The sequence below is a fragment of the Paenibacillus sp. JT22N1 genome (genome assembly GCF_059692155.1).
The window spans coordinates 272798-297668 of record NZ_JCAUAW010000010.1 but is presented as its reverse complement, the minus strand read 5'-3'; the positions used below and the strand labels follow the sequence as shown (position 1 = coordinate 297668).

The following is a 24871-nucleotide window of genomic DNA, read 5'->3' as shown; positions in this document are numbered from 1 at the left end:
GTGTTATCCCACCAGCGCCTAATAAGTAGGCGCAGATGGGCCTTTGACCTCCATGACTCATGCGGAAGCCTTGCCGCGCAAGGATTTGCATCTTGGAGGTCGTCCATTCTTATGGTATGCTAAGAATCTATATGAACTAATTAAAAGTCAGCCAGAGGAGGTGCAGCGATGGGAGAAGAAACTAAAAGCAACCGTAACCGCAATACAGCACTAGTGCTGATTGGAGCCGGTCTTTTTTTGCTTCTAGATCATACGATAGGCTTTTTCCCCATTCTTGCCATTATCCTCATCTTGCTAGGCATTCATCGGGTCCGTTCACGCAAAGAACGCAAAGGTTATGTACTGATCGGCGTAGGGGCAGTGATTTTATTCGGGGATCACATTACCATTGTGTTCTCTATTGTTTTAATTTCGCTAGGTTTGTTTTTCATACGATCTAAGCAAGTACACAAAGACGACACGTATATGCAAAAGCAGAAATTGGTGGATAGCGTCCGTTTAGGCCGTGAGCCTTGGATTTTACGCAACAGTTCCACTTGGTACATTATTGGAGAAACCTACATTGATCTTTCACTTGCGATTTTGGAGCAAAAGGAAACCACGGTCATCCTGCAAGGCGTTGTAGGAGATGTAGATATAAAAGTGCCGGAGGATATCGGTGTCGCTGTGACGGCTTCCATCTCGTTTGGGCAGATTCAAGTTGCAAATGAGCGTGAGTCAGGGGTTATGAACAAGCTGATCTGGCAGTCCCCTAACTATGAGCTTTGCGATCACCGCGTGAAACTTGTGCTTTCTTACATCGTAGGAGATATCAAGATCAAAGTATTGTGAGAATGTGCGCTTAGGCACGCGTAAAATCTCGAGGAGGTTCATCACCAATTGGATGGCTATAAACGACGATTAACGAATATGATATGGCGCAGCATGAGTGAATCGATCATCTTTAGTTTCGTTGTGTTTGGCGCGATCATTTATTTTTTGAATTCACGCAATCTAATTGTGCCATTTACGAGCTGGCAAGAGGGCGTTAAATTTACATTTATGGCGATTCTGGTTATAGGCGGCATTGGCGCTGTGTATGGCTTCTGGAATAGCAACCGAATTACTCGAAGGCTTGAGCCGATGATGGAAACGATGATTTTGCTCGAAAAAGGGACGTTTGCCCGCGGCGGCTTCCAACACGGTGAAGATGAAATCGGACGCCTGGGTGATCAGTTAGGCCGTATTATGAAGCGGTGGGAAGAGCAGGTTACTTCCCTACAGCGCTTATCGAATGATAATGCGGAGCTTGCAGAGAAAGCAAAGCTATCTGCCGTGATTGAAGAAAGACAGCGATTGGCACGAGAGCTTCATGATGCGGTGAGCCAGCAATTATTTGCGATATCGATGACGGCAACGGCAGTAGGGCGGACCTTGGATAAAGATTTCGAGAAGGCTAAACGGCAAATTCATCTCATCGAGGAGATGGCTTCTGTCGCCCAATCGGAAATGAGAGCCTTGCTTCTGCATTTAAGACCTATTCATCTGGAAGGGAAACGACTGTCCGAAGGACTTGTCGAGCTTCTGAAGGAGCTTGCGGCTAAAGTGCCCATGGCGATTACTTGGGATATGGACGAGGATATCCGCTTGAATAAGGGGATTGAGGACCATTTATTCCGTATTGTACAAGAGGCGCTTTCTAATGCTCTGCGTCATTCAAAGGCGAACAAGCTGGAAGTGAAGCTGCTGCATCGTCCTGACGGTGTTCGTCTTGCGATACGCGATGACGGGGTTGGTTTTGAATTAGATGCTAAGAAGCTTACATCGTATGGTATAGTGTCCATGAAGGAGCGGGTTAATGAAATCGGCGGCTCAGTGGATATCATAACGGCGCCTGATCGAGGTACGCGTATTGAGATTCGTGTGCCTATACTCGCTACTACTGAATATGTTCTGGAAAATTAACCTTTAACAATAGATAGCAGGGCAAAGAATAGTTTTCTAACGAGAGGAGAAGCAAATGGACGACGCGTTGATTAAGGTTTTGCTTGTCGATGACCACGAAATGGTCAGGATCGGACTTGCAGCCGTTCTAGGGACAGAGGATGGTATTGAAGTGGTCGGGGAAGCCAGCAATGGTCAGGATGGCATTCGGCTTGCACAGGAATATCGACCGGATGTCGTACTCATGGATTTGGTCATGGAAGGCATGGACGGTATCGAAACGACAAGGAAGCTGCTGCAACTTTACCCGGATTGCAAAGTCATTGTGTTGACGAGCTTCTTAGATGATGAGAAAATGTATCCAGTGATTGAAGCTGGGGCTTTCAGCTATTTACTCAAAACGTCCCGCGCCTCCGAGATCGCTCAAGCGATAAGAGCGGCGGCTAAAGGGCAGTCCATTCTGGAGTCTCAGGTTGCCTCCAAGATCATGAATCGCTTTCGTCAGCCTAAGCCGGCAGCAGAGCCGCATGAAGAGTTAACCGATCGTGAAATGGAAGTGCTTCGCTTGATTGCTAAAGGTAAATCCAATCAAGAGCTAGCGGATGATTTGTTTATCGGTGTGAAGACGGTAAAGTTTCACGTCACCAATGTTCTGGCCAAGCTAGGTGTGGAAGATCGAACACAAGCCGCCATATATGCCTTTAAGCATGGTTTGGCTGAATAGCATTTAGTCACAAGGGAGCGATACGAATGAATTTATTAAAGCAAATTTGGAGTTGGTTTGGCTCCATTGCCATTTCGTTTATTTTAGTCGTATTTCTTGGTGTTTTCGTGTTCCAATCAACGAAGGTTATGGGACATTCCATGGATCCGACACTGCATGACAGTCAACGCGTGTATGTATCAAAGCTTTCTCATACGTTTAATTATGAGCCGAAATATGAGGATATTGTCATTATCGACTCCAGAGTCGATCTTAAGAGAACATTCAAGAATGACCTGTTAGATAGCCCTTTGCTCAGTTTATTTACCAGTGGCGATGATAAACATGTCTGGATCAAACGGGTAATTGGTAAGCCAGGAGATCAATTGGAGCTCAAGGACGACAAGATGTACCGTAACGGCGTGCTTCTTGACGAGCCCTACATTAACGAGGCAATGAGAGCCAACGGAAACAAGAAATGGACGGTGCCTGCCGATCATATTTTCGTGATGGGAGATAACCGAAATAATAGTATGGATAGCAGAGTGATCGGATATATCCCTCTTGATCATGTATTAGGTAAGAAGCTATTCTAAAAAAGCGACCCTCTGGGTGAGCATGCATGTGCATGAGCTCATTCGGAGGGTCGTTTTTTTGTTCTCGATTCAAGTGTAAACCTGTGAATGTTAGCTGAAAAAATAACGCGTAATCGTTAGGCTTTTAAATAAGCGCGGAAATCGAGCTTACTCCTGCTGTAAAGGATTGGCATGATATAAAAAAATGACCTGAGCATCGCCAGGTCATCTTTTTTATATTTATACAATTTTGAATTATCAATCACATCTGAACATCAAGCAGCAGTCCATTCATCGGAACAGGCAGATAAGCTTGAAGCTGGGATCGATATTGGCCGTAGGGCTTAAGCTGTGAACGTGACATTTGGAACAACGACTCCGAAGGCAATTGCTGCAATTGTCCAATCGAATTCGAGAGTGTGGCGGCGAAGTTTGTAATGCTGCCAAGACTTTTTAATGTAGAGCTAAAATGGTTCTTAATCTGATCTTGAAGTTCGTCTTCTTGGAGTTCTAAGCTTCCGTTATCCAGCTTTGTTATCCCAATGTCTTTCAGAGAATAGGGCTTAGCGGCTTGCTCTAGCCCTATGAGAAGTGAGCGATTCAAATACTCGGGAGAATCCCGCAAACTGTCCTGAAATTCATTATATGTATCTACGAATTGACGTATAGGTTCAATGATGGATTCGCTATCGGCTTCTGACGAAAGAGGTGTAGCCTTGTAGGCAATTGCAGGAAGTCGAGACTCTACCAAGGATTGTGCCGATTGTTTAATGTTCTGTGCAGATTGAACAAATTCGGCTACGCCTTTCGCGGCAGACTTAGCGTGTTGTTTGTAGGCTAATTCTTCAAAGGGCATATCAAGTGGACGTCGAATGGTACTTGATTTACCTCCGGCAATACCGCTTACCGCGCTTACCCGGTAGTAGTCTTTATGGGTTTGATAGCTGTTCAAAGCCATGATTGGGGGATACGCATAAATCATGGAGATCACCTCATTTTCGCTTAATTATAGTATAGCATTCGTAGGGACTGGGGTAAATTGGTACTTGCTTTGTTAGAACAGTAAAAAAAGCTACCTAATCAAGCTGAGTCATTTGCGGTCTTGCCAACATAAGATAGCATTATTGCTTCTTGTGGAGGCGGTGCCAAGTGATACGCAAACGATTGGCTTCCATTGACGATCGAGCTATTCATCGATTAGTCGTTGAACAGTTAGTACCCTTTTCTAGGCTGTATGACACCGGTAGTTCTGTAACATTTTCAGAAATACGGAAGAGACTGAATGAGAATAAAACGTTTGTTACTGCCAAAGGGTATAAACAGCCGTTCGGTTTCATCACGATGATACGCAAATCGAGTGTGTTGTTCATTGATATGTTAGCCATCGATTCTCGTGAGCAAGGGAGAGGTTGGGGGCATGAACTTATGAAGGTCGCCGAAGAGTACGGGAAAAGTGAGCGCTGTGTCACGGCTGAACTTTTTGTTGATGAAAGCAACCCTAAAGCGATTCGATTTTACTTAGGCAAAGGTTACGAAATCCATTCATTTATTCCTGAGCTTAGCTGCTATAAAATGAGTAAGAAATTGAGAAGATAAGACAAAGGGCTGTAGATGATGGTTTCATCCACAGCCCCTTCCTCATTCACTGAACATAGCTGCAATGTTTTCCAGTTGAATATCGATCGGGCCTTGATAGCCAGGGGCCACGCCACCGAAACTCATGAGAGGAAGGCCAAAGGAAGAATACCCCTCATCTGCTGGGCCAGAGAATGAAGTCTGATCTAGTGGCTTTGCTTGCTTCGTCTTCGTTTTAACTGTTTTTGATTTAGAAATGGTTTTTTTGGTTTTCTTCGTATTCGAATTTAGCTTCGGAGTGACATTATCATTCAGGATCAGCTTGTTTTTTTCAATACGACTTAAAATGCCATAGATTTTGGAGCCATCGTTTAAAAAAATAAGAACAGGCTTTCCGTATAGGCTTCGACAGGTTTTATCAGTAATCGGATGAATAGGCTGCATCGTATCTTAGCACCTCCGTGTTATTGTCTACTTTCAGCCTATTCATAGCCGGGCGGTTCGGTATAGACGAATGTCTATTTTCTCATAAGAAAAAGTTATGAGAGAAAGTTCTCAGAAAAGTTGAATAGCTTGACTATTTTAGGTATGCTAAGCATATTAACTAATCCTAATAGAGAAAGAATGATGCATAGATGAGTGGAGCTGTGTTTTATATTTTCGGAGCAACGGGTGATTTGGCGAAAAGAAAGCTGTTTCCTGCTTTTTATAGCCTATATCGTGAAGGAAAGTTAGGGGAAAATTTTGCTGTAGTTGGTTTGGCTAGAAGACCACGTACGAATGAACAATTTCGTGATGATGTAAAGCATTCGATTGAGGATTTTGCTCGTTATAAAGTAACGGATGAGGCGGAATGGAATCGATTCGCACAGCGTTTTGAATACATGTCACTGGATATCAATAATGTCGCTGGTTTCCATGAACTTAATGTACTGACAGCCAAGCTGGATGAGACATATCAGACTGGTGGGAACCGTTTGTTCTACCTAGCACTGGCTCCTGAGCTTTTCGGTAACGTATCGTACAATTTAAGTGAAGGCGGATTGCTCAAAACCAAAGGCTGGCACCGTCTAGTTATTGAGAAGCCGTTCGGTTACGATCTGCCATCGGCGGAGCGCTTGAATGGACAACTTCGTCAAGTATTCGAAGAGCAAGATATATACCGCATTGATCACTACTTGGGCAAAGAAATGGTGCAAAATATTGAGTTCGTTCGTTTCGCGAATGCGTTCTTTGAACCACTTTGGAATAACAAATACATAGCTAACATTCAAATTACGTTAAGTGAAACTGTCGGCGTTGAAGAACGCGGCGGTTATTATGATCACTCTGGCGCCCTGCGCGACATGGGTCAGAATCATATGCTGCAAATGTTGATGATGATGGCAATGGAACCACCAAGCCGTCTGCATCCGGAAGATATCCGTGATGAGAAGGTGAAGGTCCTGCGTTCCCTCCGCTTATTCGAATCCGGCGACGATGTTCGTGCGAATGTGGTTCGTGGTCAATATGCGAGTGGCTCTTCCAAAGGCAAAGCATTGCCTGCTTACCGCGAAGAAGATTCGGTGAATCCGCAATCAACAACAGAGACTTATTTCGCAGCCAGAGTTCATGTGGATAATTTCCGCTGGGCAGGTGTACCTTTCTACATTCGTACGGGTAAAAGGCTGCCAGTCAAAACGACGGAGGTCGTTGTTGAATTCAAGAATATTCCGAATAATGTGTATTTGGCCAAAAAGCATGAGTTGGAGCCAAATTTACTTGTTTTCCGTGTGAACCCGATGGAAGGCATCTATCTGAAAATGAATGCGAAGCAGCCGGGCTCAGAAGGTGTCATCGTTCCAGTAGCGATGGATTTCTGCCAAAGCTGTCAGATCGGTATCAATACGCCGGAAGCTTACGAACGCTTGCTGTATGATGCAACGCGTGGAGATTCCACATACTTTACCCGTTGGGATGAAGTAGCGCTTGCTTGGTCCTATGTGGATCGTATTGCAGCAGCATGGAATGAGAAGACGGAAGATCTGAAACATTATCCAGCCGGATCTTGGGGGCCAGAAGAGGCAACGAAGCTCCTAAGCGAAGACGGCTTCAAGTGGTGGCCGATTAACGGTCAAAATGAAGGTGAAGTTGATTGGGAAGCCGTTCAAAAAACAACGGTTTTAACATAGTTGATAAGCATAAGTTAAGGGAATAACCTAGCTTCTCATCAACCTTGACAAACACGCTCGTTATGGACGGCGTAAGCCGTTTATCCTTGAGGTAACAAGCTTAACATCCAACTGGCGACTCTGCCTGTTGGATTTTTTTTGTGGTATAATAAATATTACGGAGTAAATCCTTACTATTCATTACTTGAGGTGCGTATATGTCACGAAGAGCTTTTATCAGATGGCTGCTGGCAATAGGGGCTGCGCTTGTTGGATTAAGTGCGATTTTTAGTCAAATGGTTAAGAAAAAATTTATTCCAGATGCTCAGCCCGCCCTATCATCTGTGAAACCTGAGCCTTCCCAATCCGTGGCACAATCTTCGGCAGAACCCTTGCCGACAGGTCCCCTCATGTCCTATTTTATATTAAGCGACCTTCATATCAGTATAGGTGATGCACTTACGGGTAAGAAATTAAGGCAAGCGCTTGACGATATTACACATTTCGACGGTCCTGTTGATGCTATTATGTTAACAGGTGATCTGACTGACACAGGAACGGAACGAGATTATAAGGAGCTGCGTACCATTGTAAGTGAATATAAACTTCCACCTGTTCATGCGAACATGGGAAATCACGATTATTACTCGATCTGGATTAATAAAGCGAATATCTGGGATCAAGCAGCCGTTCCCAACGGCAAAAGTGACGCGATGAGCCGAGAGTCGTTCAAGAAGTTTTTTGGCTATAAGACACTTTACAATGATTTTACGACCAAGGGTCACTCCATTTTGCTGCTTTCACAAGAAGCTTATGTGCAAGAGAAGCCGGAGGTCGGTGAAGGAGCTTGGTATTCCGATGAGCAGCTGGAATGGTTCAAAGAACGGGTGAAAAGCCTCTATCAACCAGGAAGACCATTGTTCGTGATGACGCATCAGCCGCTGCCGCCTAATGGCACAGATGGGGGATCACATCAATTAATACGCGCAATCAAGTTCCGCGAGACGTTAAAGCCTTATAAGAATGTGTTCGTGTTCTGCGGACATCGCCATCAAGATTTTCAGAATGGGACACCGCATTATGTGCAGGAGTCTTTCCATTATTTCCACAATGCTTCGGTTGGAAGAACGCTTAACCGCGCCTACCAGCAAGAAGCCAAGAATAAAGCACAGGGCATATATGTGCAAGTATTTGCGGATAAGGTCGTCGTGCGCGGCCGAGAGTTTAGCAATCGAACTTTCCTAGATGAAGCGAATTGGAGTGTTGATTTGCAGAAAGTTCAAGCCTGATTCATAGTAAGCCTATATGTAAAACAAGAAGGGAATAATATAACAGATGACAACGCAACTCACTAAACTTCTCGCAACGGAAGTCGCTAAGCGACGTACGTTCGCGATTATTTCTCACCCGGATGCGGGTAAAACAACATTAACTGAGAAACTGCTGTTATTCGGAGGCGCGATTCGCTTAGCCGGAACGGTCAAAGGGCGTAAGGCAAGCAAGCACGCGACATCCGACTGGATGGAAATTGAGAAGCAGCGTGGAATTTCGGTAACGTCCAGCGTTATGCAGTTCGACTACGAAGGGCATCGCGTGAACATTCTGGATACACCTGGTCACCAAGACTTCAGTGAGGATACGTACCGAACACTTACCGCTGCGGATAGCGCGGTGATGCTGATCGACGTCGCCAAAGGGGTCGAGATGCAGACGAAGAAGCTATTCCAGGTGTGTAGAATGCGCGGAATACCGATCTTCACGTTTATTAACAAAATGGACCGCGAGGGCCGGGACCCGTTTGAACTCTTAGAGGAATTAGAAGAAGTGCTCGGCATTCGTTCGTATCCAATGAACTGGCCGATTGGCTCGGGTAAGCAGTTCTGTGGGGTCTACGATCGCGGGAAATCGCAATTGGAGCTGTACCAAGGTGAAGATCACAAAGAGATTCAAGTGCGCAAGGTGGATGGGGTTGATGATCCATTAGTGAAGCAAATTGCAGGTGAATTCTTGCACAAACAATTAAGCCAGGATATCGAGCTGCTGGATATAGCCGGTGATCCGTTTGATATGGAGAAAGTGCTGCAAGGTGAGCTCACACCTGTTTTCTTCGGCAGTGCTGTGAACAACTTCGGTGTGCAGACGTTTCTAGAGAACTTCCTACAGCTTGCACCACCGCCTGAGCCGCGCAACAGCACAGCAGGCATTATAGAGCCTACAAAAGAGAAATTCTCAGGTTATGTATTCAAGATTCAAGCGAACATGAATCCAGCTCACCGCGACCGTGTGGCTTTCCTGCGTATCGTATCTGGAAAGTTTGAGCGTGGTATGTCCGTGAAACATGTGCGACTCGGCAAAGACATTAAGTTAGCTCAACCGCAGCAATTTTTGGCGCAAGACCGTGACATCGTCGAAGAGGCATTCCCAGGCGATATCATTGGCTTGTTTGATCCCGGTATTTTCCGTATCGGCGATTCCCTAAGTGAAGGGGAAGAGGTCGTCTTCGACGAGCTGCCTACTTTCTCTCCTGAGCTGTTCAGCAAAGTTTCGATCAAGAATGCTTTGAAGCAAAAGCAGTTCCTCAAAGGGATTGATCAATTGACCGAAGAAGGTATGATTCAAGTATTCACTACGATTGGTTTCGAGGATATGATTCTTGGCGTGGTCGGTCAACTGCAATTCGAAGTGCTTGAACATCGGATGAAATCCGAATATGGCGTAGATATTTTATTACAGCGCCAGAACTATCAGTTCGCGCGTTGGATTGTAGACGAGAAGCTGGATCCAAGTAAATTCCGCATCAACTCACAGCTGGTAAAAGATAAAAAAGGGAATTATGTAGGCTTGTTCGAGAGCGAGTATGCGGTGCGATCTTCGATCGAGAAAAACCCGAATGCTAAATTTTTAACAAGCGCTCCATAAGTGTTGTAATTGAAGAAGAGGCTGGCTCCGGATCTTAATCTGGGAACAGCCTCTTCTTTCAATTTTGTCGCCAATGGATGGTTTGCTTCATACAATAGGTACGGGTTAAAAAGTAATCATTAAGCTAGCCCTAAGGAAGTGAATTAGAGACGCGCACCTCTTAATCATTGCTCCTGAACAAATTCCAGTACCGCCAATTCTAGGTGGTTCAGTCGAAATATGCATTCATTCCATTGCACGCGAGCTTGCCAAAAAGCATCAAGTTATCCGCCCTATGCATCTATTCGCAGATGCTCGTTGCGCGAAGTATTATGGCAGTGGGAAAGAATGGGCAGAGGGTTTAGCCAAACAGGCACGACGCGATGTCATAAAGCAATTCAGCTGGCAGGCCACAGCACAATCTTTGGCCGACTTCTATAGACTGAAGCTGGAGGCAAAACATGAAAAAGACGTCAAAGAAATTGATTCGTCTTAGTAGAGCTAGGTACGTCACTAGCAAAATTGGCAAAACGAAAGCAATTGAATCTAAGCAAGAGCTGCGTAAATATGTTCCGATCACTAAACGAATGAATCAAGGGACACTAAGGGAAATGCTCAACCATTATAAAATGGTGTATGTTAAACCGAATGTAGGCATGTTTGGAAACGGTGTTATGCGAGTGGAGCAGGCGGAGGCGGGGGCAGAAAAGCCTTATTCGTACCAGTCAGGTGTTCGATTAAGAAAGTTTAAAAAATTTGATGAGATGTATGCATCTATCAGTAAAAAAACGAAAAAACGGAATTATTTAGTACAGAAAGGGATTCATCTGCTCAAATATAAAGGAAACCGGTTCGATCTTCGTGTTATGGTTCAACAAACGCCTCTTCAGAAGTGGGAGACAACAGGTGTCATAGGCAGAGTGGCTCATCCGAAAAAAGTGGTTACTAATTTCCACAATGGGGGAACATTGAAGTCGGTGGACACGCTGCTCCACACGTATTTGCCTGCAAGTAAGCGGAAGAGGTATGTCAAAAAGCTGCATGTTCTGGGGTTACAGGTTGCGAAGGCGATCAATAAGCGTTATAGAGGAGTTAAGGAGATCGGAATCGATGTCGCCTTGGACGATAAGCTGCATCCATGGATTCTCGAGGTAAATACGAGTCCTGATCCTTATATTTTTCGAAGATTGAGCGATAAACGTATTTTTGCCAAAATAAGACGCTATGCAAAAGCTTACAGCCGGTTATGAAATCATAACCGGCCTGTTGTTATTTCTATGAAAGGTTTGCTCAATTTCGATAGCGGATACAGGAGGACTTAATAAATAGCCTTGAATCGTCGTACAAGTTGTTTCTTTCAATATTTCAAGTTGGCTCCATTCTTCTACGCCTTCTGCTACCACTTGTACCTCAAGAGCATGGCCGAGATGGATAATGGCATTCGTAATGGCCCAATCATCTTTATTGCTATGTATATTTTTCACGAAAGAACGGTCTATTTTCAGACAATGGATAGGGAATTGTTTCAAGTAATTAAGTGATGAGTAGCCAATGCCGAAGTCATCGATCGAGATCGAAATCCCTTTTTTACATAGCTTATCCAGCACCGCAATGGTTATATCCATATTTTGCATAATAGAGCTTTCGGTAATTTCAAACTCCAAAAAGGCAGGGTCGATACCGGTTTGCTCAATAATCTGAATGGCCTTATCGGAAAAGGACTCATCTTGAAATTGACAAGGGGAAATATTTACAGCAATTTGATAGTTTAAAATGCCGGCTTCCAGCCATCTTGCTTTTTGGAGACAAGCCTCGCGGAGCACCCATTCACCAAGAGACAAAATCAAACCGCTCTCTTCAGCAAGCGGAATAAACTCGTTAGGAGCAATTAAGCCGAGCTTCGGGTGATTCCAGCGCACCAACGCTTCCAGACAAATAATGTTTCCGGTGGAGAGTTCAAGACGTGGCTGATAGTATAGGATGAGTTGATTCTCAAGTATAGCCTTCCGCAGCTCAGTTTCCATCTGAATTTGATTTGTGAACCGCTGCACGTGTGAAGAATTATAGGTGACAAGCTTGTTCTTACCTGTACGCTTAGCGGCTAGGAGAGCTTGATCAGCTTGATGCAAGGCTTGTTCGATCGTCGCTAGCGAAATGTCGACAGCACTCATACCCATACTCGCAGTAATAAAACATTCTTGATCCCTTACAATGAATGATGTAACTAAGACGTGCTGGATACTTTGAATGGTTTGGGAAAGCTGATCATGGGTATTAGCATATATAAGGAGAACAAATTCATCATCTCCTGATTGAACAATAAGGTCACAGCCATTTATGGTCCGCAGACGATTGGCCACTTCTTCCAAAAGGAGATCGCCAGACATGTATCCGAGCGAGAAATTAACTTGGCGAAACCGGTCAATATCAAGGATGAGAAGGGAACGTAATAGGGCTGTGCGCTTATCATGATGTTGATTTCCAATAGCCTGCTTTAACAAAGATAAAAGCTGCTGTCGATGGTGAATGCGAGTGATTATTTTTTTACTCCTAAGAGTACCTAATTTTTTCGATGCGGCGAAGTGAAAAAGGCGCCAGACTGCTTTCATTGCTATCACTCATTCCCACATCATAGTTGTCCACTGTACCCCCTATCATAAGTCGAAAGGCGAACAGTAGACAAGATTATAAATTAGTTATTTTTACAAATAATAGCAATTTTTTTGTTTTACTTGATGTAAAATTGATGTAAATGTCGAATATTGTTGAATAAAATACTCAATAATTTTGTATTGACATGAATGGCTTTTGAATGAGAAAATGTACGCGTGTACATTGTTAGTTTAATGGATGAATTATTGGAGGCTTATGCATGGTGACGAGAAAAGAGGTTGCTGAACTAGCAGGGGTTTCAGAGGCGACCGTATCCCGTGTATTCAATGGGCTAGGCCCCATGAAGCCTGCTACGAAAGAGCGTGTACTAGAATCTGCTAAACAGCTCAACTATCATCCAAATGCTATTGCGCAAAGCTTCGCTCGGAGACGCAGTGGTAATCTTGGTGTTGTGCTGCCCTATATGCCCAAAGTGCATCTTTTCTCTGCCTTTTATTTCGCAGAAATATTAAGCGGCATAGGGGAACAAGTGAGGGAGCAGGGTTACGATATGCTGCTTTCGCTCTTAACACCGGATGAGAGTTTGGATTACACCCGACTTTATCGCTCTCAGAAGGTGGATGCTTGTGTCATCTTGGGTTCAAGGGATACTCCGCAGCAGCGGGAATCACTTATGCAGCTGCAGGCGCAAGGACTGCCTTTTTGCTTGGTCAATCAAAGCTTCGAGGGGTTATCCTTTCATGAGGTGGATGCGGATCATGTAGAGGGCAGTTATAGAGCTGTTCGGCATTTACAGGAAGAAGGCTATCGGAAGATTGCTTTTCTGAACGGTTCGCCGCAGTACTCGAACTCTGGTGATAGACTGCAGGGCTATATGAAAGCAATGAGCGAAGCAGGTTTAGAAGTTCCGCCTGAGCTGCTGCTTGAGGGCAATTACAGCCGTAAAAGCGGTTATGAAGCGGCATCAGGGCTATGGGAACATCGGGATCAGGTGGAAGCGGTATTTGCGGCCAATGATCGCATGGCGATCGGATTGATGCAAGGGCTCCGTGAGCGAGGTTGGATCGCCGGGCGTGATTTCGCTATTATTGGCTGCGATGATTCGGATGCTGCTAAGCTAAGCGATCCACCGCTAAGCAGCATCAATGTGCCTTTCTATGAAATGGGCAAAGAAGCAGCACGCAGTGTGCTGACGGGTTTGCTGCATGGGGAAGACACGAAGGAAACACGAATCAAACTGCCAACCCGATTGGTTGTGCGACAATCATCGAGAGCAGTCATCATAAGTGATTAATAGGTATATGGATGAAAGAACTCAAATGAATGCTAACAGGCTAGTTTTGCTAAGGCAAAACTCTAGGGAGGCGCACTATTATGAAATCTTTCAATATTGGTATGGTAGGCTATAAGTTTATGGGCAAAGCACATAGTCATGCTTATAAGGATTTGCATATGTTTTTCCCGCAGACAGCGGTACCGAAGATGAAGCTCATCTGCGGTCGAGATGAAAGCGGTGTCAGCAGCGCAGCCGAACAATTCGGCTGGGACGGGTATGTCACTGACTGGCGCGACTTGGTTACGCATCTCGATGTCGACATCGTCGATATCAATGCGCCCAGCGATGCGCACAAGGAAATAGCGCTTGCTGCGGCGAAAGCCGGCAAGCATCTGTTCTGTGAAAAGCCGCTGGCGCTGACCCTTGCCGATTCAAGGGAAATGCTGGAGGCGGCTGAAAAAGCCGGGGTGAAGCACATGGTGGGCTTCAACTACAGGTTTGCACCTGCGGTGCAGCTCGCGAAGAAGCTAGTCGAGAGCGGCCGCCTCGGAGACATCTATCACTTCCGCGCCTGGTTCCTGCAGGACTGGATCGTAGATCCAATGTTCCCGCTGGTCTGGCGCTTGCAGAAGGAGATTGCCGGCTCTGGGTCGCACGGCGACTTAGGCGCGCATCTGATCGATCTGGCGCACTTCTTAGTCGGTGACATGACGGAGGTTATCGGCATGAGTGAGACGTTCATTAAGGAGCGGCCACTGCCGTCTTCGATGACGGGGCTTAGCGCCAAAGGCAGCAAGGATGCACCGCGCGGACCGGTAACGGTCGATGATGCGACGCTGTTCATGGCACGCTTCGCAAATGGGGCGCTCGGCAGCTTCGAGGCCACTCGTTTTGCGCCAGGGCACCGGTGCACGAATTCTTTTGAAATTAACGGCAGTAAGGGCAGTGTGAAGTTCGATTTTGAGCGTTTGAATGAATTACAGGTTTATTTTACAAGCGATGATGAGGATGTACAGGGCTTCAGACGTGTTCTGGCGACAGATTCGTCACATGCTTACATGGATGCTTGGTGGCCTGCAGGACATACAATTGGTTATGAGCACACATTTGTACACGAAGTCGTTGAGCTGATGAACGCAATTTCGGAAGACCGTCAGCCGGTCCCGAATTTCGCAGATGGTGTGAAGTGTCAAGAAGTGCTGGAAGCGGTGGATCAATCCATTGCGCAGCGCCGTTGGGTGAGTATTAGCGAAGTCTAAGGATAGATAAGTATGGAGAGGGGCTTTGGCCGTGAGTAAACAAGCATTGATTGTATGGGGTGGCTGGGACGGTCATCAACCTGAAGAGGTGGCTGGCATTTTCGCAGGGTTATTGCGTGAGGAAGGCTTTGGCGTGGAAGTATCGGATACACTGGACAGCTTCAAAGATGCTGAGCGTTTGGCGGGCGTTGATCTTATCATTCCAGTATGGACCATGGGTAAAATCGAGAGTGAGCAGTTGCAATCGTTAATCGCAGCGGTAAAAGAAGGCGGAACTGGCATCGCAGGTTGTCATGGCGGCATGGGAGATTCCTTCCGCAATGAAGTGGAATATCAATACATGGTTGGCGGTCAATGGGTAGCGCATCCTGGGAATGACGGCGTGACGTATACGGTTCGAATCAAGGATCGGGGGCATCTATTGACCGAGGGCATGGATGATTTTGTCGTTGTCTCAGAAAAGTATTACATGCATGTGGATCCAGCCAATCACGTACATGCGGTTACAGACTTTGGCGATGTGGAGATGCCGGTTGTTTGGACCAAAACCTATGGAGCGGGTAAGGTGTATTATAACTCGCTTGGTCACCAAGCTAACATCGTTCGTATGCCAGAAACACTAGAATTAATGCGCCGCGGCTTGCTGTGGGCAACACGATAATGATTAGGGGGAAGTAAGAGATGAGTAAGAAGAAAGTTGGTATTATCGGTTGCGGGAATATTAGTGCAGCCTATATGAAAAATATTCCTAACTTTGAGCATTTGGAGCTGCTCGCGTGTGCCGATATCGATTTGGATAGAGCAAAGGCTCGTGCGGAGGAATTCAGCATTCCTCATGCGTACACGGTTCAAGAGCTATTGAATGATCCGAATATTGATATTGTGATTAATTTGACGATTCCGGCAGCACATGCCGATGTCTGTATTCAAGTGTTGGAAGCGGGAAAACACGTGTATGTGGAGAAGCCGCTAGCAGTAACCCGTGAAGAAGGTTTGCAGATCCTAGAAGTTGCGCGCCGCAAGGGATTACTGGTTGGTAGTGCACCGGATACGTTCCTTGGAGGAGGTATTCAAACGTGTTTGAAGCTGATAAATGACGGCTGGATTGGCACACCGATCGCGGCAACGGCATTCATGATGGGCAAAGGACATGAGCACTGGCATCCGGATCCTGAATTTTATTATGCAAAGGGCGGCGGCCCTATGTTCGATATGGGTCCATACTACTTAACAGCGCTTGTGGCTTTACTTGGCCCAATTCGCCGAGTAACCGGCTCCGCTGCCGCTAGTTTCCCGGAGCGTACTATTTCTAGTGAGAAGAAACGCGGCCAAAAAATTACAGTAGATACCCCAACTCATATTGCTGGTGTGCTGGATTTCCACAGTGGTGCGATTGCTACGCTTGTAACAAGCTTTGATATTATGGGAGGCACACAGCTGCCGAACATTGAAATCTACGGCAGTCAAGGTTCTTTACGTGTTCCGGATCCGAATACGTTCGGAGGTCAGGTGCTTATTCGTAAAGGCGGTTCAGATTGGGAGCCGATTCCACTGTCACATGGCTACAAAGAAAACCACCGTGGTTTAGGTGTTGCGGCCATGGCTGAGGCCCTGATAAGCGGCCAAAGTGATGCACACCGCGCGAATGGTGAGCTGGCGTACCACGTGCTCGAGGCGATGCATGGCTTCCACGATGCGTCCGACTCAGGGAAGCATTACGTGATGCAAAGCAGCTGTGAGAAACCAGCCCCGCTGTCACCTTACTCTGTGCTATAAAAAGTTTTAGATGCGGGGGCTGTTCCTATGTCATATTTGGAAAATTCAGTTCCTACTTTATAAATTTCGCAGTCTGCTGCTACTTTCATTGGAGTTACTCCAATAGAAGCACGAATTTCGAAGCCTGAAGATCAATTTCATTGGAAAAATCCAATGGAAGTATGAACTTCGTTTGCAACAAACTTAAGCGCCTCATCCGATTATCGGTGAGGCGCTTAAGTTTGTTCGGACACAAAAGCTAGCTTGCTGGTTTACATTTAGAACATCAACCCTTGACTGCACCTGCGGTAACACCTTTGGTAATTTGTTCATTAAAAATAGCGTAGATGATAATAGCTGGTATTGATGTTAATACCATAACGGCAAATTGTGAACCATAATCGGAAGAATATTGACCGGTGAAATTCATCACAGAGAAAGGCAATGTTTTAAGTGAATCTTTACTTAAGAATGTGGATGCCATAATAAATTCATTCCAGCATGTTAGAAACGTTGTTACCGCTATGGTGACTAATGCCGGCATTGTAAGCGGCATGATAATTTGAAAGACAATCCTGTAAATGCTGCAACCGTCCATAACAGCTGATTCTTCAATAGCTCCAGGAATGCTGCGCAAAAATCCGGATAGAATGAAGGTTCCAAGAGGTACCGAAACGGCCGTGTAGGGAAGAATCAAACCTAGGTAGGAATTCGTCAATCCAAGGCTTTTGAAAATAGCAAAGTTGGGAAGCAATGTTGCATGAATCGGAATCATAATGCCCAGCAAAATAATTGTGAAAAAAAAGGAACGCGTCTTCCACTGCATGCGGGTAAACGCATAGGCTAGCGACAAAGAAAGGAAGACAGTCAAGATAATAGTTACAGATGAAATCAGCACACTGTTTAACAAGTACTTTGGGAATTTGCCATCGACCCATGCATTTACATAGTTTTGCCATTGAGGTGGGCTTGGCCATTTCAAAATGCTGGAGGAGAAAAAATCGCTGCTGCTATTAAAAGAAAAGTCGACCAACCAAATTAACGGAAATAATTGCCCGAAGGAAACCAGCAGGAACAAAATCCAAAGCATTATTTTATGTTTTTTCTTCATGACATCACCGCCTAGTATTCTGCTGCATCGCTACGAATTAACTTGTTGCTTACATACGTGGCGATCAAGCAGATGAGAATAAAAAGAATTGAAATTGCGTTTGCATAACCGTATTGGCTCGCTGAGAACGCCTTGTTATATAAGTAAACGGCCAAGAATTGAGTGGAATCGCCAGGTCCGCCATTTGTAGTAAGAAAGACAGTTTCCATCTGCTTTAAAGCTGTAACAATGGCAAGGGTAACTTGAACGGAAATGACAGGTGAAAGCAAGGGAACGGTTATTTTCCAATGCAGCTTAAACCCAGAAGCTCCGTCTAAATGAGCGGCTTCGTACAGCTCTTCTGGAATTCCTTTTATACCGGCGTAATAGAACAGCAAACCCCAGCCGAAGCCCGACCAGATCAGAATAAATAATAAAGTTCCTAAAGCCGTATGCGTGTCGCCTAACCAAGCGTGCTTTAAAAATCCGAGCCCGGACAAGTCCAGAATTTTATTAAACATACCGAACTCAGGATCGAAAATCGTTAACCACATTCTAGATATAACGACAACGGATATGACACAGGGGATGAAAAAGATGGTACGGAATACCTTTTCCGCTTTTCCTCCGATACGGTCTAACATGATGGCAAAAAATATACAAATGGGATGCTGAAGGAAAATACAGCCAGCTGCAAGGAGAAGAGCATTCAGCAGTGATTTCCAAAAGCGCGGATCATCAGTAAGCAATTCTTTATAATTTTGTAGTCCGACCATGTTGAATTCAGTCCCAGGTGCAAGCGTATCGGTGAGTGAATAATAGGCGCTTAGAATAATCGGAGCCAGAAATGTAAGGATGAATAATAGAATACCTGGAAACACGAAAAGAAAAATAGCCAGTTTGTTGCCGAGCACTTTTTGCATGGTCCTTTCGGCTCCTTCCGTTTGGATACAGATAAGGACAGGAAACAAGACCTGCCCGTATCTTTTTCTTTATTTAACTATCTGTTACTTTTTTTGTTTTGTTGCTGCCGTTTGCAAATCATTTACCAGCTGTTCAGGTGTGGAAGCTCCAGCAAAGAATTTGCCGAATGCGTTTTGTACATCATCTTTGAATGCAGGTGTGCCATAGTCAATAAACGATACGCCTGCTGTAGATGAAGCATTGACCAAGATGTCTGTAAGCTGCTTTTGAATTTCGCTCTCTTTGCCGGTCAGTGTGTATTTTTGAGCAGGAACAGCAGCGCCAGTGTCCCAAGCATTTTTCGGCCATTGGTTAGCACTCATTAAATAATCAAAAAACTTTTTAGCTTCTTCCGGATTCTTGGATGCAGTCGTCAGGGCATAGCCACCGCCGTTCCAAGCGAGCAAGTCGTTTTCTTTACCTTTACCGCCTTCAACAATAGGGTATTTAATAACGCCAAGATTTTTACGGAACGATTCAGGAAGTTTTTCATTTGTTGCCATACCTGCTTCCCAAGAGCCCATATACCACATAGCTGCTTTCTCTTGCGCGAATAGGTTTTGCGATGCGCCGTAGTCTGAAGTCATAAATGCATCTTGGAACATTTTTACGTCGAGCATTTGTTTCAAGAGTTTTGCGGTTTGCAGGAAGCTTTCATCCTGAGCAAACGATTTCTTTTGATCCACGGCGTCAAGTATCGCATTCTGGTCACCGTTAATCCGTTGAGCTGTGTTCTGGAACATCTCACCGAAGCTCCATAGATCTTTACCATTCGTGGACATCGGTGTTACACCTTTTGCCCTGAATGCTTTAGCTGCATCGAGCAGCTCATTGTAGGTTGTAGGAACTTTGACTCCGTTATCAGCAAACAATTTCTTGTTGTAGTAAATGACTTCATAGTCGCTGTTTCTCGGCAGTCCATACACTTTGCTGTCAAAGGTGAAAGATCTAAATACGCCAGGGAGGAAGTTGTATTTATCTCCTTCATATGCTTTTGGATCTAATTCTTTTACATATTTGGCTTTTACAAGCGTACTTAATTCGGCTCCGCCATGTACCATTGTGATATCAATCGATTCATTTGAAGCCATATATGCTTTCAGTTTGTTTTTGAAAGGTTCTTCAGCTAGAGCTTCGACTTCAATTTTGACATTCGGATTTTCTTTCATATAACTATCAATGGACATCTGTTCAGCAAGTCCTTGCCCGGATTTGCGATCAGGCAGGTTGGAGAAGAAACGAAGAGTAACAGGCGTCCCCTCTTTTTTAGCGGTTGTCGTTGTAGGGCTAGGCGAGCTGGGGCTCTGGCCGCTGTTTGTTCCGCAAGCAGCCAGTGTACCAACCATGGCGATTGCAGCTGTCAAAATGGTTGCTCGAACGAGTTTATTTTTCTTTGTCATCTTATTTCCCCCTATATGCTAATTTGGAAACATCATTAATTTCGTACACTGATCTTAACAAAATGATCTTGATTAGGTCAGTAGAGAAAAAACGGGGAAAGTTTAAATTTGTCGAATATTTCACCAATTGCATTGTTAAATCAATGTCGTGAGGATACAATACTTACAATAAAAGGGCTCCTTTTAAAAAAAATAAGGATTGTGATCCTTGTGGGAAATTTCTATTTGAATTTAAGTATCAAATATAAAATATTCATTCTGTTTTACCTGCTAATCGTCGTGCTTTCACTAACACTTGGGTATTATTCTTACCAAACTTCAAAGAAGCAAATCGTTAGTAAGGTTAGTTCAACGAATCTTGGAGTCATTAAGGAAGTTGATAATAACCTTACGACACTCCAGAAAAACATTGCGGATTGGGTAACAGTGTTTAGCTTAGCGTCCGTAGTACAAGAAGGTCTCATAAACTATGTAGGCGAAACCAACGAATTGGAAAGTATGTTGTATTCGGGTCCGACAGCTTCGATCATGAATCAGATGCTGGTTACAAGAAATTTTGACTATTTAGCTCTATACGGAAAAGGCCTATTGCCTGTCTTTCAAGAAGCAAGTGATGATAGCAGTGGTCCTAATACTTTGTTAAATATACAAAAAAGTACTGTATATGAGCGAACGATCGCATTGAACGGCGCTTCTTTTTGGTTCCCGTTGAAAGATGAGAACAACGTTTTCTTGCAGAACAATAGGAATGAGAAAATTGGAATGAGCCGCATGATCCGTAGTGTAAAAGATGGTAGTATGCTTGGTTTCATATTCGTCGGAATCAACGTAGATACGATTCGTAATAAGTATCTCAAAAATTTATACGATCAGGACCACGGCATACTCATTCTAGATGAAAACGGCTCCTCGTTATTGAAGGCTGGAAAAACGTTTTTTCAAACCGATGACTCGGCTCCGTCACTCACAGAAATAAGAAAAAACACGAATCCTGGATCGCTGATTGTTCATGATAATGGGGAAGATTTGTTGATCTCATATAGTGGAATCAATGAAAACGGCTGGCAAACGTTCTATGCGGTTCCGCTTGTACTGCTTACAAAAGAGCTGAGTTCAATCAAGGTTTTTGTCCTCGTGCTGATTCTGGCCTGTCTGCTGCTGAGCATTCCCTTTATGATGATTCTGACGTTCCTGCTCACTGCTCCGATTCAGAAATTATTACTATCCATGAAACGTTTTCAGAATGGTCATTTTGATGAGCGGGTTGATATCAAGTACAAAGATGAGATCGGTGAATTAAGTCGCGGATACAATCATATGGTTACCAATATTAAGACCTTGGTTGACGATGTCTACTTGCTGCAACTCAAAGAAAAGGAAGCGGAGTTAAAAGCACTTCAATCGCAGATCAATCCTCACTTTTTGTACAATATGTTGGATACCATTTTTTGGGAGGCTGAAGCGTCCGGTCAAAGCCGAATCAGCGAGATGATCATCAATTTGTCACGATTGTTCCGTTTAAGTCTGAACCGTGGTAAGAGCTTTACCAACGTTAAAAAAGAGAAGGAATTGATTGAATTATATTTATCTTTGCAAAAAATGAGATTTAAAGATCTTTTAAGTTACCAGGTCGATATACCAGATGAAATGGAGAGTTATGTGATGCTTAAGCTGATCCTGCAGCCTTTTATCGAGAATGCATTGGTTCACGGCATTGAGAGGAAGCGCGGCGGTGGATATGTATCCGTTGTAGGCAGCTTAACGGGTGAGACACTACGTTTTACGATCGAAGATGACGGGCCTGGCATGGATGAGGCAATGATTCAAAGTATATTAGAAAGTCAACCTGTGAGTGATGTCTACACGGGTCAAGAAACAGGCGGCTACGCTATTCAGAATGTGAATGCAAGGCTAAAGCACTATTACAAAGATGCCTATCATTTGAACTATATTAGCGAACCGGGCAAAGGGACACGAGTGGAGATTGTGATCCCCGCTATACCTGATACTCAGGAGGCACAGTGAGCATGATCAACCTGATGATTGTCGATGATGAGGAAAGAGCACGTGTCGGTATCCGTACGCTCATTGATTGGGTGAACCATGGCATTACGATTGTTTCAGAAGCACGAGATGGGGCAGAGGCCCTTGAACGGATGAAGGAAAATCACGTCGACATCCTGCTCACTGATATCCGCATGCCGGAGATGGATGGCCTTGCACTCATCGAGAGAGTTACGAGCGAATATCCTCATATGAAATGCGTAATCATGAGCGGACACGACGAATTTGCCTATGCAAAGAAGGCACTTGCGATAGGCGCTAGCGATTATCTTTTGAAACCTAGCAGAAGACAAGAAATTTTGGATACAGTACTCAAGTTGAAAAGTGTTATTGAAGAGGAACGCAAGCAGGAGCGAACCTTAGAGCAGCTTGAAAGTGGATTTCGCGAGAGCTTTCCCTTATTGAAGGAGAAGACGCTTAGTCGACTCGTTATGACAGATAATCCGCCTTACGATCGTCTTCTGGCTAACTTACTTATCCATGGCTTCGAATTCCCGCATTTATTCTTTGGTATTATCGTTTTACAAATTGATAATTTTCATTTGATGCAGCGAAAGTACCGTAACGAGGATATCGAGCTGTTTAAGTTTGGTCTGAAAAATATAGCTGAAGAAACGATGACGGGTGTCTTTCTTTGTGCTGCTTTTGAACACCAAGATGACACGATCCTTATTTTTAATTCGGAGGAATGGACGGGAACGGAGGGATTGATTCCACACGTAGAGAAAGTTCAACACAATATTAAAAAATATCTTAGATTTTCGGTCTCAGTCGGCATCGGCAGCTTTGATAAGGATATCACTCATTTAAGAACCTCTTATCTGGAAGCGGTGAGAGCATTAGATATGAAATATTTTATCGGTACGGAACAAATTGTGGATTACAAAGAAACCGTAGACGACGATCCAGTATATACGTCATATCCCTTATCTCAAGAGAAAGCGATTCTTCAAGCCGTTTTGATTGGGGATTCGGAGACCATTTTGACAACATTAAAAGCATTTAACGAGGCATTAAAACCGGAAAGCACCTCAAAAGAGCATGTTCTGAAATCAACGCTTGCTTTGGTTTTTGCCTTGTATAGATTCTGCATTGAAAAAAACATTAACACAAATGAAGTTTTCGGGCAAAACTTGGCAGAACTAACGCATATCGTCGAGCATTCAAGTATGGATTTCATCATGCAGGCGCTCTCAGATATTTTATTACGAGTTAGTGAGCAGTTAAATATCAAGAAAAACAACAATAAATTGTTTGAATCTGTCCTCGAATACATCCGGCAAAACTATTACAAAGATATTAACCGTGAGACGGTGGCGCGTGAAGTCTTTATCACACCAGGGTATTTAAGCCTTTTGTTTAAACAGGAATTAAAAACAAATTTTTTGGAGTATTTGCATAAAATCCGCATTGATCATGCTTGTGAACGGCTGAATAATCGAAGTCAAAAATTAAGTGATATTGCACATGAGGTCGGTTACAACGACGAGAAGTACTTTTTTCAGGTTTTTAAAAAGTACATGGGCATGACTCCCAGCCAATACCGGAACAATCTTGACGGTTAATGTCATAGAGAAAGCTGCCTAATGATGGGCAGCTTTTTTTGATTGTCGGTACTGCAAGGGGCTCATCCCACTCCACCGTTTAAATTGTCTGCTGAAATGAGACAAATGAGAATAACCCAATAAGGAAGCGATTTTTTTGAGAGGTAGATCGGGCTGCGCAATGAGGACCTTCGCTTCATGCAATTTAAGATCGGACAAATACTGTCGTGGAGACATCCCAAACACTTTGCGGAATACCTCAAGTCCATAACCAGAGCTGATCCCAAGTGAAGAAACAATGTCCTCGATCCGAAATTTCTTTTCGAGCGTTTCTTCGTCCATTGGAGAATATGGATTGAAGGATGCTTTGATGGCTTCAGCAATTGCTTTGGCATACTGAACAGAAGTGGGGGGGATGCTTTCATTCTGATCCTGATCCTGTGCCGGACAGACGATTTGCGACAGAATTCCAAATAACTCAAATAAAGTAGCTTGTAAGCGAAATCGATCTGTTGTCGTATATTCGCGAGGTTGCCCAGCCAATTCAACCCAATAATCGAGTACCTTGCGCAGTTTACCATTTTCCTCGGTCTCAGACGGGAAGAGAGTCTTAGAGTTTTTGATCATTTCTTGGCGAAATAGGGGGTCGTCTACGTTGAAATGGGCAGTGAAATACGTCATGCCTTCCTCTGATATACATCGGTTAGCATGTTTGAAGCCTGGCGGGATGAGGATGATATCTCCTACTTGCAGCAAGTAACGATTCTTTTCCATGATCGTTTCCTGACATCCCTCTAGAATTAAGTTAACTTCAAAGCCAATATGAGATTCTATGGGCATCTCCCAATTGTTTTTCACACGCTGTAGATGAGCTCCGAAAAATTTGACATTCCAATCAAACATAGGGAGCCAACTCGCGTTGTTTTGCCAAATCAAATACTGTTTATCCTTAGCCATATCGTTTCACCTTGGTTTTGGGTAAATTTCACGTTGTTTGGACAATCGCGTACGGAACTACTCTCAATCTATAATAAAGAGAGAAAAGGATCAAGTCGTACGAATAACAGATGGAGGTCATAGATG

23 protein-coding genes are annotated in these 24871 nt (G+C 44.3%); 16 read left to right on the top strand and 7 right to left on the bottom strand.

What is annotated here, in order from left to right; translation table 11 throughout:
• Positions 1-168 precede the first annotated feature (168 nt).
• The 4 genes from liaF to lepB are packed head-to-tail and all read left to right on the top strand — an operon-like array spanning position 169 to position 3222.
• The gene (gene liaF / locus AC58UU_RS20550; RefSeq protein WP_171692895.1) at positions 169-831 is read left to right on the top strand and encodes a cell wall-active antibiotics response protein LiaF; all 663 of its coding nucleotides are present in this window, start codon (positions 169-171) and stop codon (positions 829-831) included.
• A gap of 48 nt (positions 832-879) precedes the next feature.
• A complete protein-coding gene (locus tag AC58UU_RS20545; RefSeq protein ID WP_497318575.1) occupies positions 880-1944 on the top strand; it encodes a sensor histidine kinase in 1065 nt (354 codons plus the stop codon).
• 55 nt (positions 1945-1999) lie between these two features.
• A complete protein-coding gene (locus tag AC58UU_RS20540; protein WP_464650678.1) occupies positions 2000-2647 on the top strand; it encodes a response regulator in 648 nt (215 codons plus the stop codon).
• A 26-nt stretch (positions 2648-2673) separates the two neighbouring features.
• Positions 2674-3222, top strand: a complete 549-nt coding sequence (gene lepB / locus AC58UU_RS20535; protein WP_171646686.1) for a signal peptidase I — start codon at positions 2674-2676, stop codon at positions 3220-3222.
• 241 nt (positions 3223-3463) lie between these two features.
• Here lepB and AC58UU_RS20530 read toward each other — a convergent pair whose 3' ends face one another.
• A complete protein-coding gene (locus AC58UU_RS20530; RefSeq protein ID WP_497318574.1) occupies positions 3464-4183 on the bottom strand; it encodes a hypothetical protein in 720 nt (239 codons plus the stop codon).
• Between the two features lie 167 nt (positions 4184-4350).
• On the opposite strand from AC58UU_RS20530, the gene AC58UU_RS20525 reads away from it, so the two are divergent.
• Positions 4351-4797 (top strand): GNAT family N-acetyltransferase, encoded by a 447-nt coding sequence (locus tag AC58UU_RS20525; RefSeq protein ID WP_497318573.1) that lies wholly within the window; start codon positions 4351-4353, stop codon positions 4795-4797.
• 42 nt (positions 4798-4839) lie between these two features.
• Here AC58UU_RS20525 and AC58UU_RS20520 read toward each other — a convergent pair whose 3' ends face one another.
• Entirely contained in the window at positions 4840-5220 is a 381-nt protein-coding gene (locus AC58UU_RS20520) for a hypothetical protein (RefSeq protein ID WP_497318572.1), read from the bottom strand.
• Positions 5221-5411: 191 nt separating this feature from the next.
• On the opposite strand from AC58UU_RS20520, the gene zwf reads away from it, so the two are divergent.
• The 5 genes from zwf to AC58UU_RS20495 all read left to right on the top strand — a co-directional run bounded on the left by zwf (position 5412) and on the right by AC58UU_RS20495 (position 11074).
• On the top strand, positions 5412-6947 hold the full coding sequence (zwf, locus tag AC58UU_RS20515) for a glucose-6-phosphate dehydrogenase (RefSeq protein WP_497318571.1): 1536 nt from the start codon (positions 5412-5414) through the stop codon (positions 6945-6947).
• Positions 6948-7144: 197 nt separating this feature from the next.
• Positions 7145-8215 carry a metallophosphoesterase family protein gene (locus tag AC58UU_RS20510; protein WP_497318570.1) on the top strand — a complete coding sequence of 357 codons (1071 nt, stop codon included), beginning with the start codon at positions 7145-7147 and terminating at the stop codon, positions 8213-8215.
• Between the two features lie 46 nt (positions 8216-8261).
• On the top strand, positions 8262-9845 hold the full coding sequence (locus AC58UU_RS20505; protein ID WP_497318569.1) for a peptide chain release factor 3: 1584 nt from the start codon (positions 8262-8264) through the stop codon (positions 9843-9845).
• Positions 9846-10119: 274 nt separating this feature from the next.
• Entirely contained in the window at positions 10120-10320 is a 201-nt protein-coding gene (locus AC58UU_RS20500; RefSeq protein ID WP_497318568.1) for a hypothetical protein, read from the top strand.
• Positions 10286-11074 carry a YheC/YheD family protein gene (locus tag AC58UU_RS20495; RefSeq protein WP_497318567.1) on the top strand — a complete coding sequence of 263 codons (789 nt, stop codon included), beginning with the start codon at positions 10286-10288 and terminating at the stop codon, positions 11072-11074. Before AC58UU_RS20500 ends, AC58UU_RS20495 begins: the two co-directional genes overlap by 35 nt.
• Here the strand turns inward: AC58UU_RS20495 and AC58UU_RS20490 are convergent.
• On the bottom strand, positions 11069-12433 hold the full coding sequence (locus AC58UU_RS20490; RefSeq protein WP_497318566.1) for a putative bifunctional diguanylate cyclase/phosphodiesterase: 1365 nt from the start codon (positions 12431-12433) through the stop codon (positions 11069-11071). The genes AC58UU_RS20495 and AC58UU_RS20490 overlap by 6 nt on opposite strands.
• 263 nt (positions 12434-12696) lie before the next feature.
• On the opposite strand from AC58UU_RS20490, the gene AC58UU_RS20485 reads away from it, so the two are divergent.
• The 4 genes from AC58UU_RS20485 to AC58UU_RS20470 all read left to right on the top strand — a co-directional run bounded on the left by AC58UU_RS20485 (position 12697) and on the right by AC58UU_RS20470 (position 16748).
• On the top strand, positions 12697-13731 hold the full coding sequence (locus AC58UU_RS20485) for a LacI family DNA-binding transcriptional regulator (protein ID WP_497318565.1): 1035 nt from the start codon (positions 12697-12699) through the stop codon (positions 13729-13731).
• Positions 13732-13811: 80 nt separating this feature from the next.
• Positions 13812-14972: a Gfo/Idh/MocA family protein gene (locus tag AC58UU_RS20480; protein ID WP_497318564.1), complete on the top strand. Its 1161-nt coding sequence runs from the start codon at positions 13812-13814 to the stop codon at positions 14970-14972.
• Positions 14973-15003: 31 nt separating this feature from the next.
• Positions 15004-15633: a ThuA domain-containing protein gene (locus AC58UU_RS20475; RefSeq protein ID WP_497318563.1), complete on the top strand. Its 630-nt coding sequence runs from the start codon at positions 15004-15006 to the stop codon at positions 15631-15633.
• A gap of 20 nt (positions 15634-15653) precedes the next feature.
• Positions 15654-16748 carry a Gfo/Idh/MocA family protein gene (locus AC58UU_RS20470; protein WP_497318562.1) on the top strand — a complete coding sequence of 365 codons (1095 nt, stop codon included), beginning with the start codon at positions 15654-15656 and terminating at the stop codon, positions 16746-16748.
• 265 nt (positions 16749-17013) lie between these two features.
• On the opposite strand, the gene AC58UU_RS20465 is transcribed toward AC58UU_RS20470, so the two are convergent.
• The 3 genes from AC58UU_RS20465 to AC58UU_RS20455 all read right to left on the bottom strand — a co-directional run bounded on the left by AC58UU_RS20465 (position 17014) and on the right by AC58UU_RS20455 (position 20180).
• Positions 17014-17838, bottom strand: coding sequence for a carbohydrate ABC transporter permease (locus tag AC58UU_RS20465; protein ID WP_497318561.1), 825 nt, complete (start codon positions 17836-17838; stop codon positions 17014-17016).
• Between the two features lie 11 nt (positions 17839-17849).
• Positions 17850-18740 (bottom strand): carbohydrate ABC transporter permease, encoded by an 891-nt coding sequence (locus AC58UU_RS20460; protein ID WP_497318560.1) that lies wholly within the window; start codon positions 18738-18740, stop codon positions 17850-17852.
• Positions 18741-18824: 84 nt separating this feature from the next.
• On the bottom strand, positions 18825-20180 hold the full coding sequence (locus AC58UU_RS20455; RefSeq protein WP_497318559.1) for an extracellular solute-binding protein: 1356 nt from the start codon (positions 20178-20180) through the stop codon (positions 18825-18827).
• A gap of 225 nt (positions 20181-20405) precedes the next feature.
• Here AC58UU_RS20455 and AC58UU_RS20450 point away from each other — a divergent pair, with 225 nt between their 5' ends.
• Together AC58UU_RS20450 and AC58UU_RS20445 are read left to right on the top strand one after the other, a co-directional pair.
• Positions 20406-22205 (top strand): sensor histidine kinase, encoded by a 1800-nt coding sequence (locus AC58UU_RS20450; protein ID WP_497318558.1) that lies wholly within the window; start codon positions 20406-20408, stop codon positions 22203-22205.
• A 2-nt stretch (positions 22206-22207) separates the two neighbouring features.
• Positions 22208-23809, top strand: a complete 1602-nt coding sequence (locus AC58UU_RS20445) for a response regulator (RefSeq protein WP_497318557.1) — start codon at positions 22208-22210, stop codon at positions 23807-23809.
• An 18-nt stretch (positions 23810-23827) separates the two neighbouring features.
• On the opposite strand, the gene AC58UU_RS20440 is transcribed toward AC58UU_RS20445, so the two are convergent.
• Positions 23828-24745: a helix-turn-helix domain-containing protein gene (locus AC58UU_RS20440; RefSeq protein WP_497318556.1), complete on the bottom strand. Its 918-nt coding sequence runs from the start codon at positions 24743-24745 to the stop codon at positions 23828-23830.
• Positions 24746-24871: the final 126 nt, after the last annotated feature.

What these genes read in the sequence shown, in the direction of transcription:
- zwf (WP_497318571.1), top strand. Translation starts at nt 5,412, where the DNA reads ATGAGTGGAGCTGTGTTTTATATTTTCGGAGCAACGGGTGATTTGGCG.
- AC58UU_RS20500 (WP_497318568.1), top strand. Translation starts at nt 10,120, where the DNA reads ATGCATCTATTCGCAGATGCTCGTTGCGCGAAGTATTATGGCAGTGGG.
- AC58UU_RS20440 (WP_497318556.1), bottom strand. Translation starts at nt 24,745, where the DNA reads ATGGCTAAGGATAAACAGTATTTGATTTGGCAAAACAACGCGAGTTGG.
- AC58UU_RS20520 (WP_497318572.1), bottom strand. Translation starts at nt 5,220, where the DNA reads ATGCAGCCTATTCATCCGATTACTGATAAAACCTGTCGAAGCCTATAC.
- liaF (WP_171692895.1), top strand. Translation starts at nt 169, where the DNA reads ATGGGAGAAGAAACTAAAAGCAACCGTAACCGCAATACAGCACTAGTG.
- AC58UU_RS20455 (WP_497318559.1), bottom strand. Translation starts at nt 20,180, where the DNA reads ATGACAAAGAAAAATAAACTCGTTCGAGCAACCATTTTGACAGCTGCA.
- AC58UU_RS20485 (WP_497318565.1), top strand. Translation starts at nt 12,697, where the DNA reads ATGGTGACGAGAAAAGAGGTTGCTGAACTAGCAGGGGTTTCAGAGGCG.
- AC58UU_RS20530 (WP_497318574.1), bottom strand. Translation starts at nt 4,183, where the DNA reads ATGATTTATGCGTATCCCCCAATCATGGCTTTGAACAGCTATCAAACC.
- AC58UU_RS20490 (WP_497318566.1), bottom strand. Translation starts at nt 12,433, where the DNA reads ATGAAAGCAGTCTGGCGCCTTTTTCACTTCGCCGCATCGAAAAAATTA.
- AC58UU_RS20510 (WP_497318570.1), top strand. Translation starts at nt 7,145, where the DNA reads ATGTCACGAAGAGCTTTTATCAGATGGCTGCTGGCAATAGGGGCTGCG.
- AC58UU_RS20445 (WP_497318557.1), top strand. Translation starts at nt 22,208, where the DNA reads ATGATCAACCTGATGATTGTCGATGATGAGGAAAGAGCACGTGTCGGT.
- AC58UU_RS20480 (WP_497318564.1), top strand. Translation starts at nt 13,812, where the DNA reads ATGAAATCTTTCAATATTGGTATGGTAGGCTATAAGTTTATGGGCAAA.
- AC58UU_RS20460 (WP_497318560.1), bottom strand. Translation starts at nt 18,740, where the DNA reads ATGCAAAAAGTGCTCGGCAACAAACTGGCTATTTTTCTTTTCGTGTTT.
- lepB (WP_171646686.1), top strand. Translation starts at nt 2,674, where the DNA reads ATGAATTTATTAAAGCAAATTTGGAGTTGGTTTGGCTCCATTGCCATT.
- AC58UU_RS20470 (WP_497318562.1), top strand. Translation starts at nt 15,654, where the DNA reads ATGAGTAAGAAGAAAGTTGGTATTATCGGTTGCGGGAATATTAGTGCA.
- AC58UU_RS20505 (WP_497318569.1), top strand. Translation starts at nt 8,262, where the DNA reads ATGACAACGCAACTCACTAAACTTCTCGCAACGGAAGTCGCTAAGCGA.
- AC58UU_RS20495 (WP_497318567.1), top strand. Translation starts at nt 10,286, where the DNA reads ATGAAAAAGACGTCAAAGAAATTGATTCGTCTTAGTAGAGCTAGGTAC.
- AC58UU_RS20540 (WP_464650678.1), top strand. Translation starts at nt 2,000, where the DNA reads ATGGACGACGCGTTGATTAAGGTTTTGCTTGTCGATGACCACGAAATG.
- AC58UU_RS20465 (WP_497318561.1), bottom strand. Translation starts at nt 17,838, where the DNA reads ATGAAGAAAAAACATAAAATAATGCTTTGGATTTTGTTCCTGCTGGTT.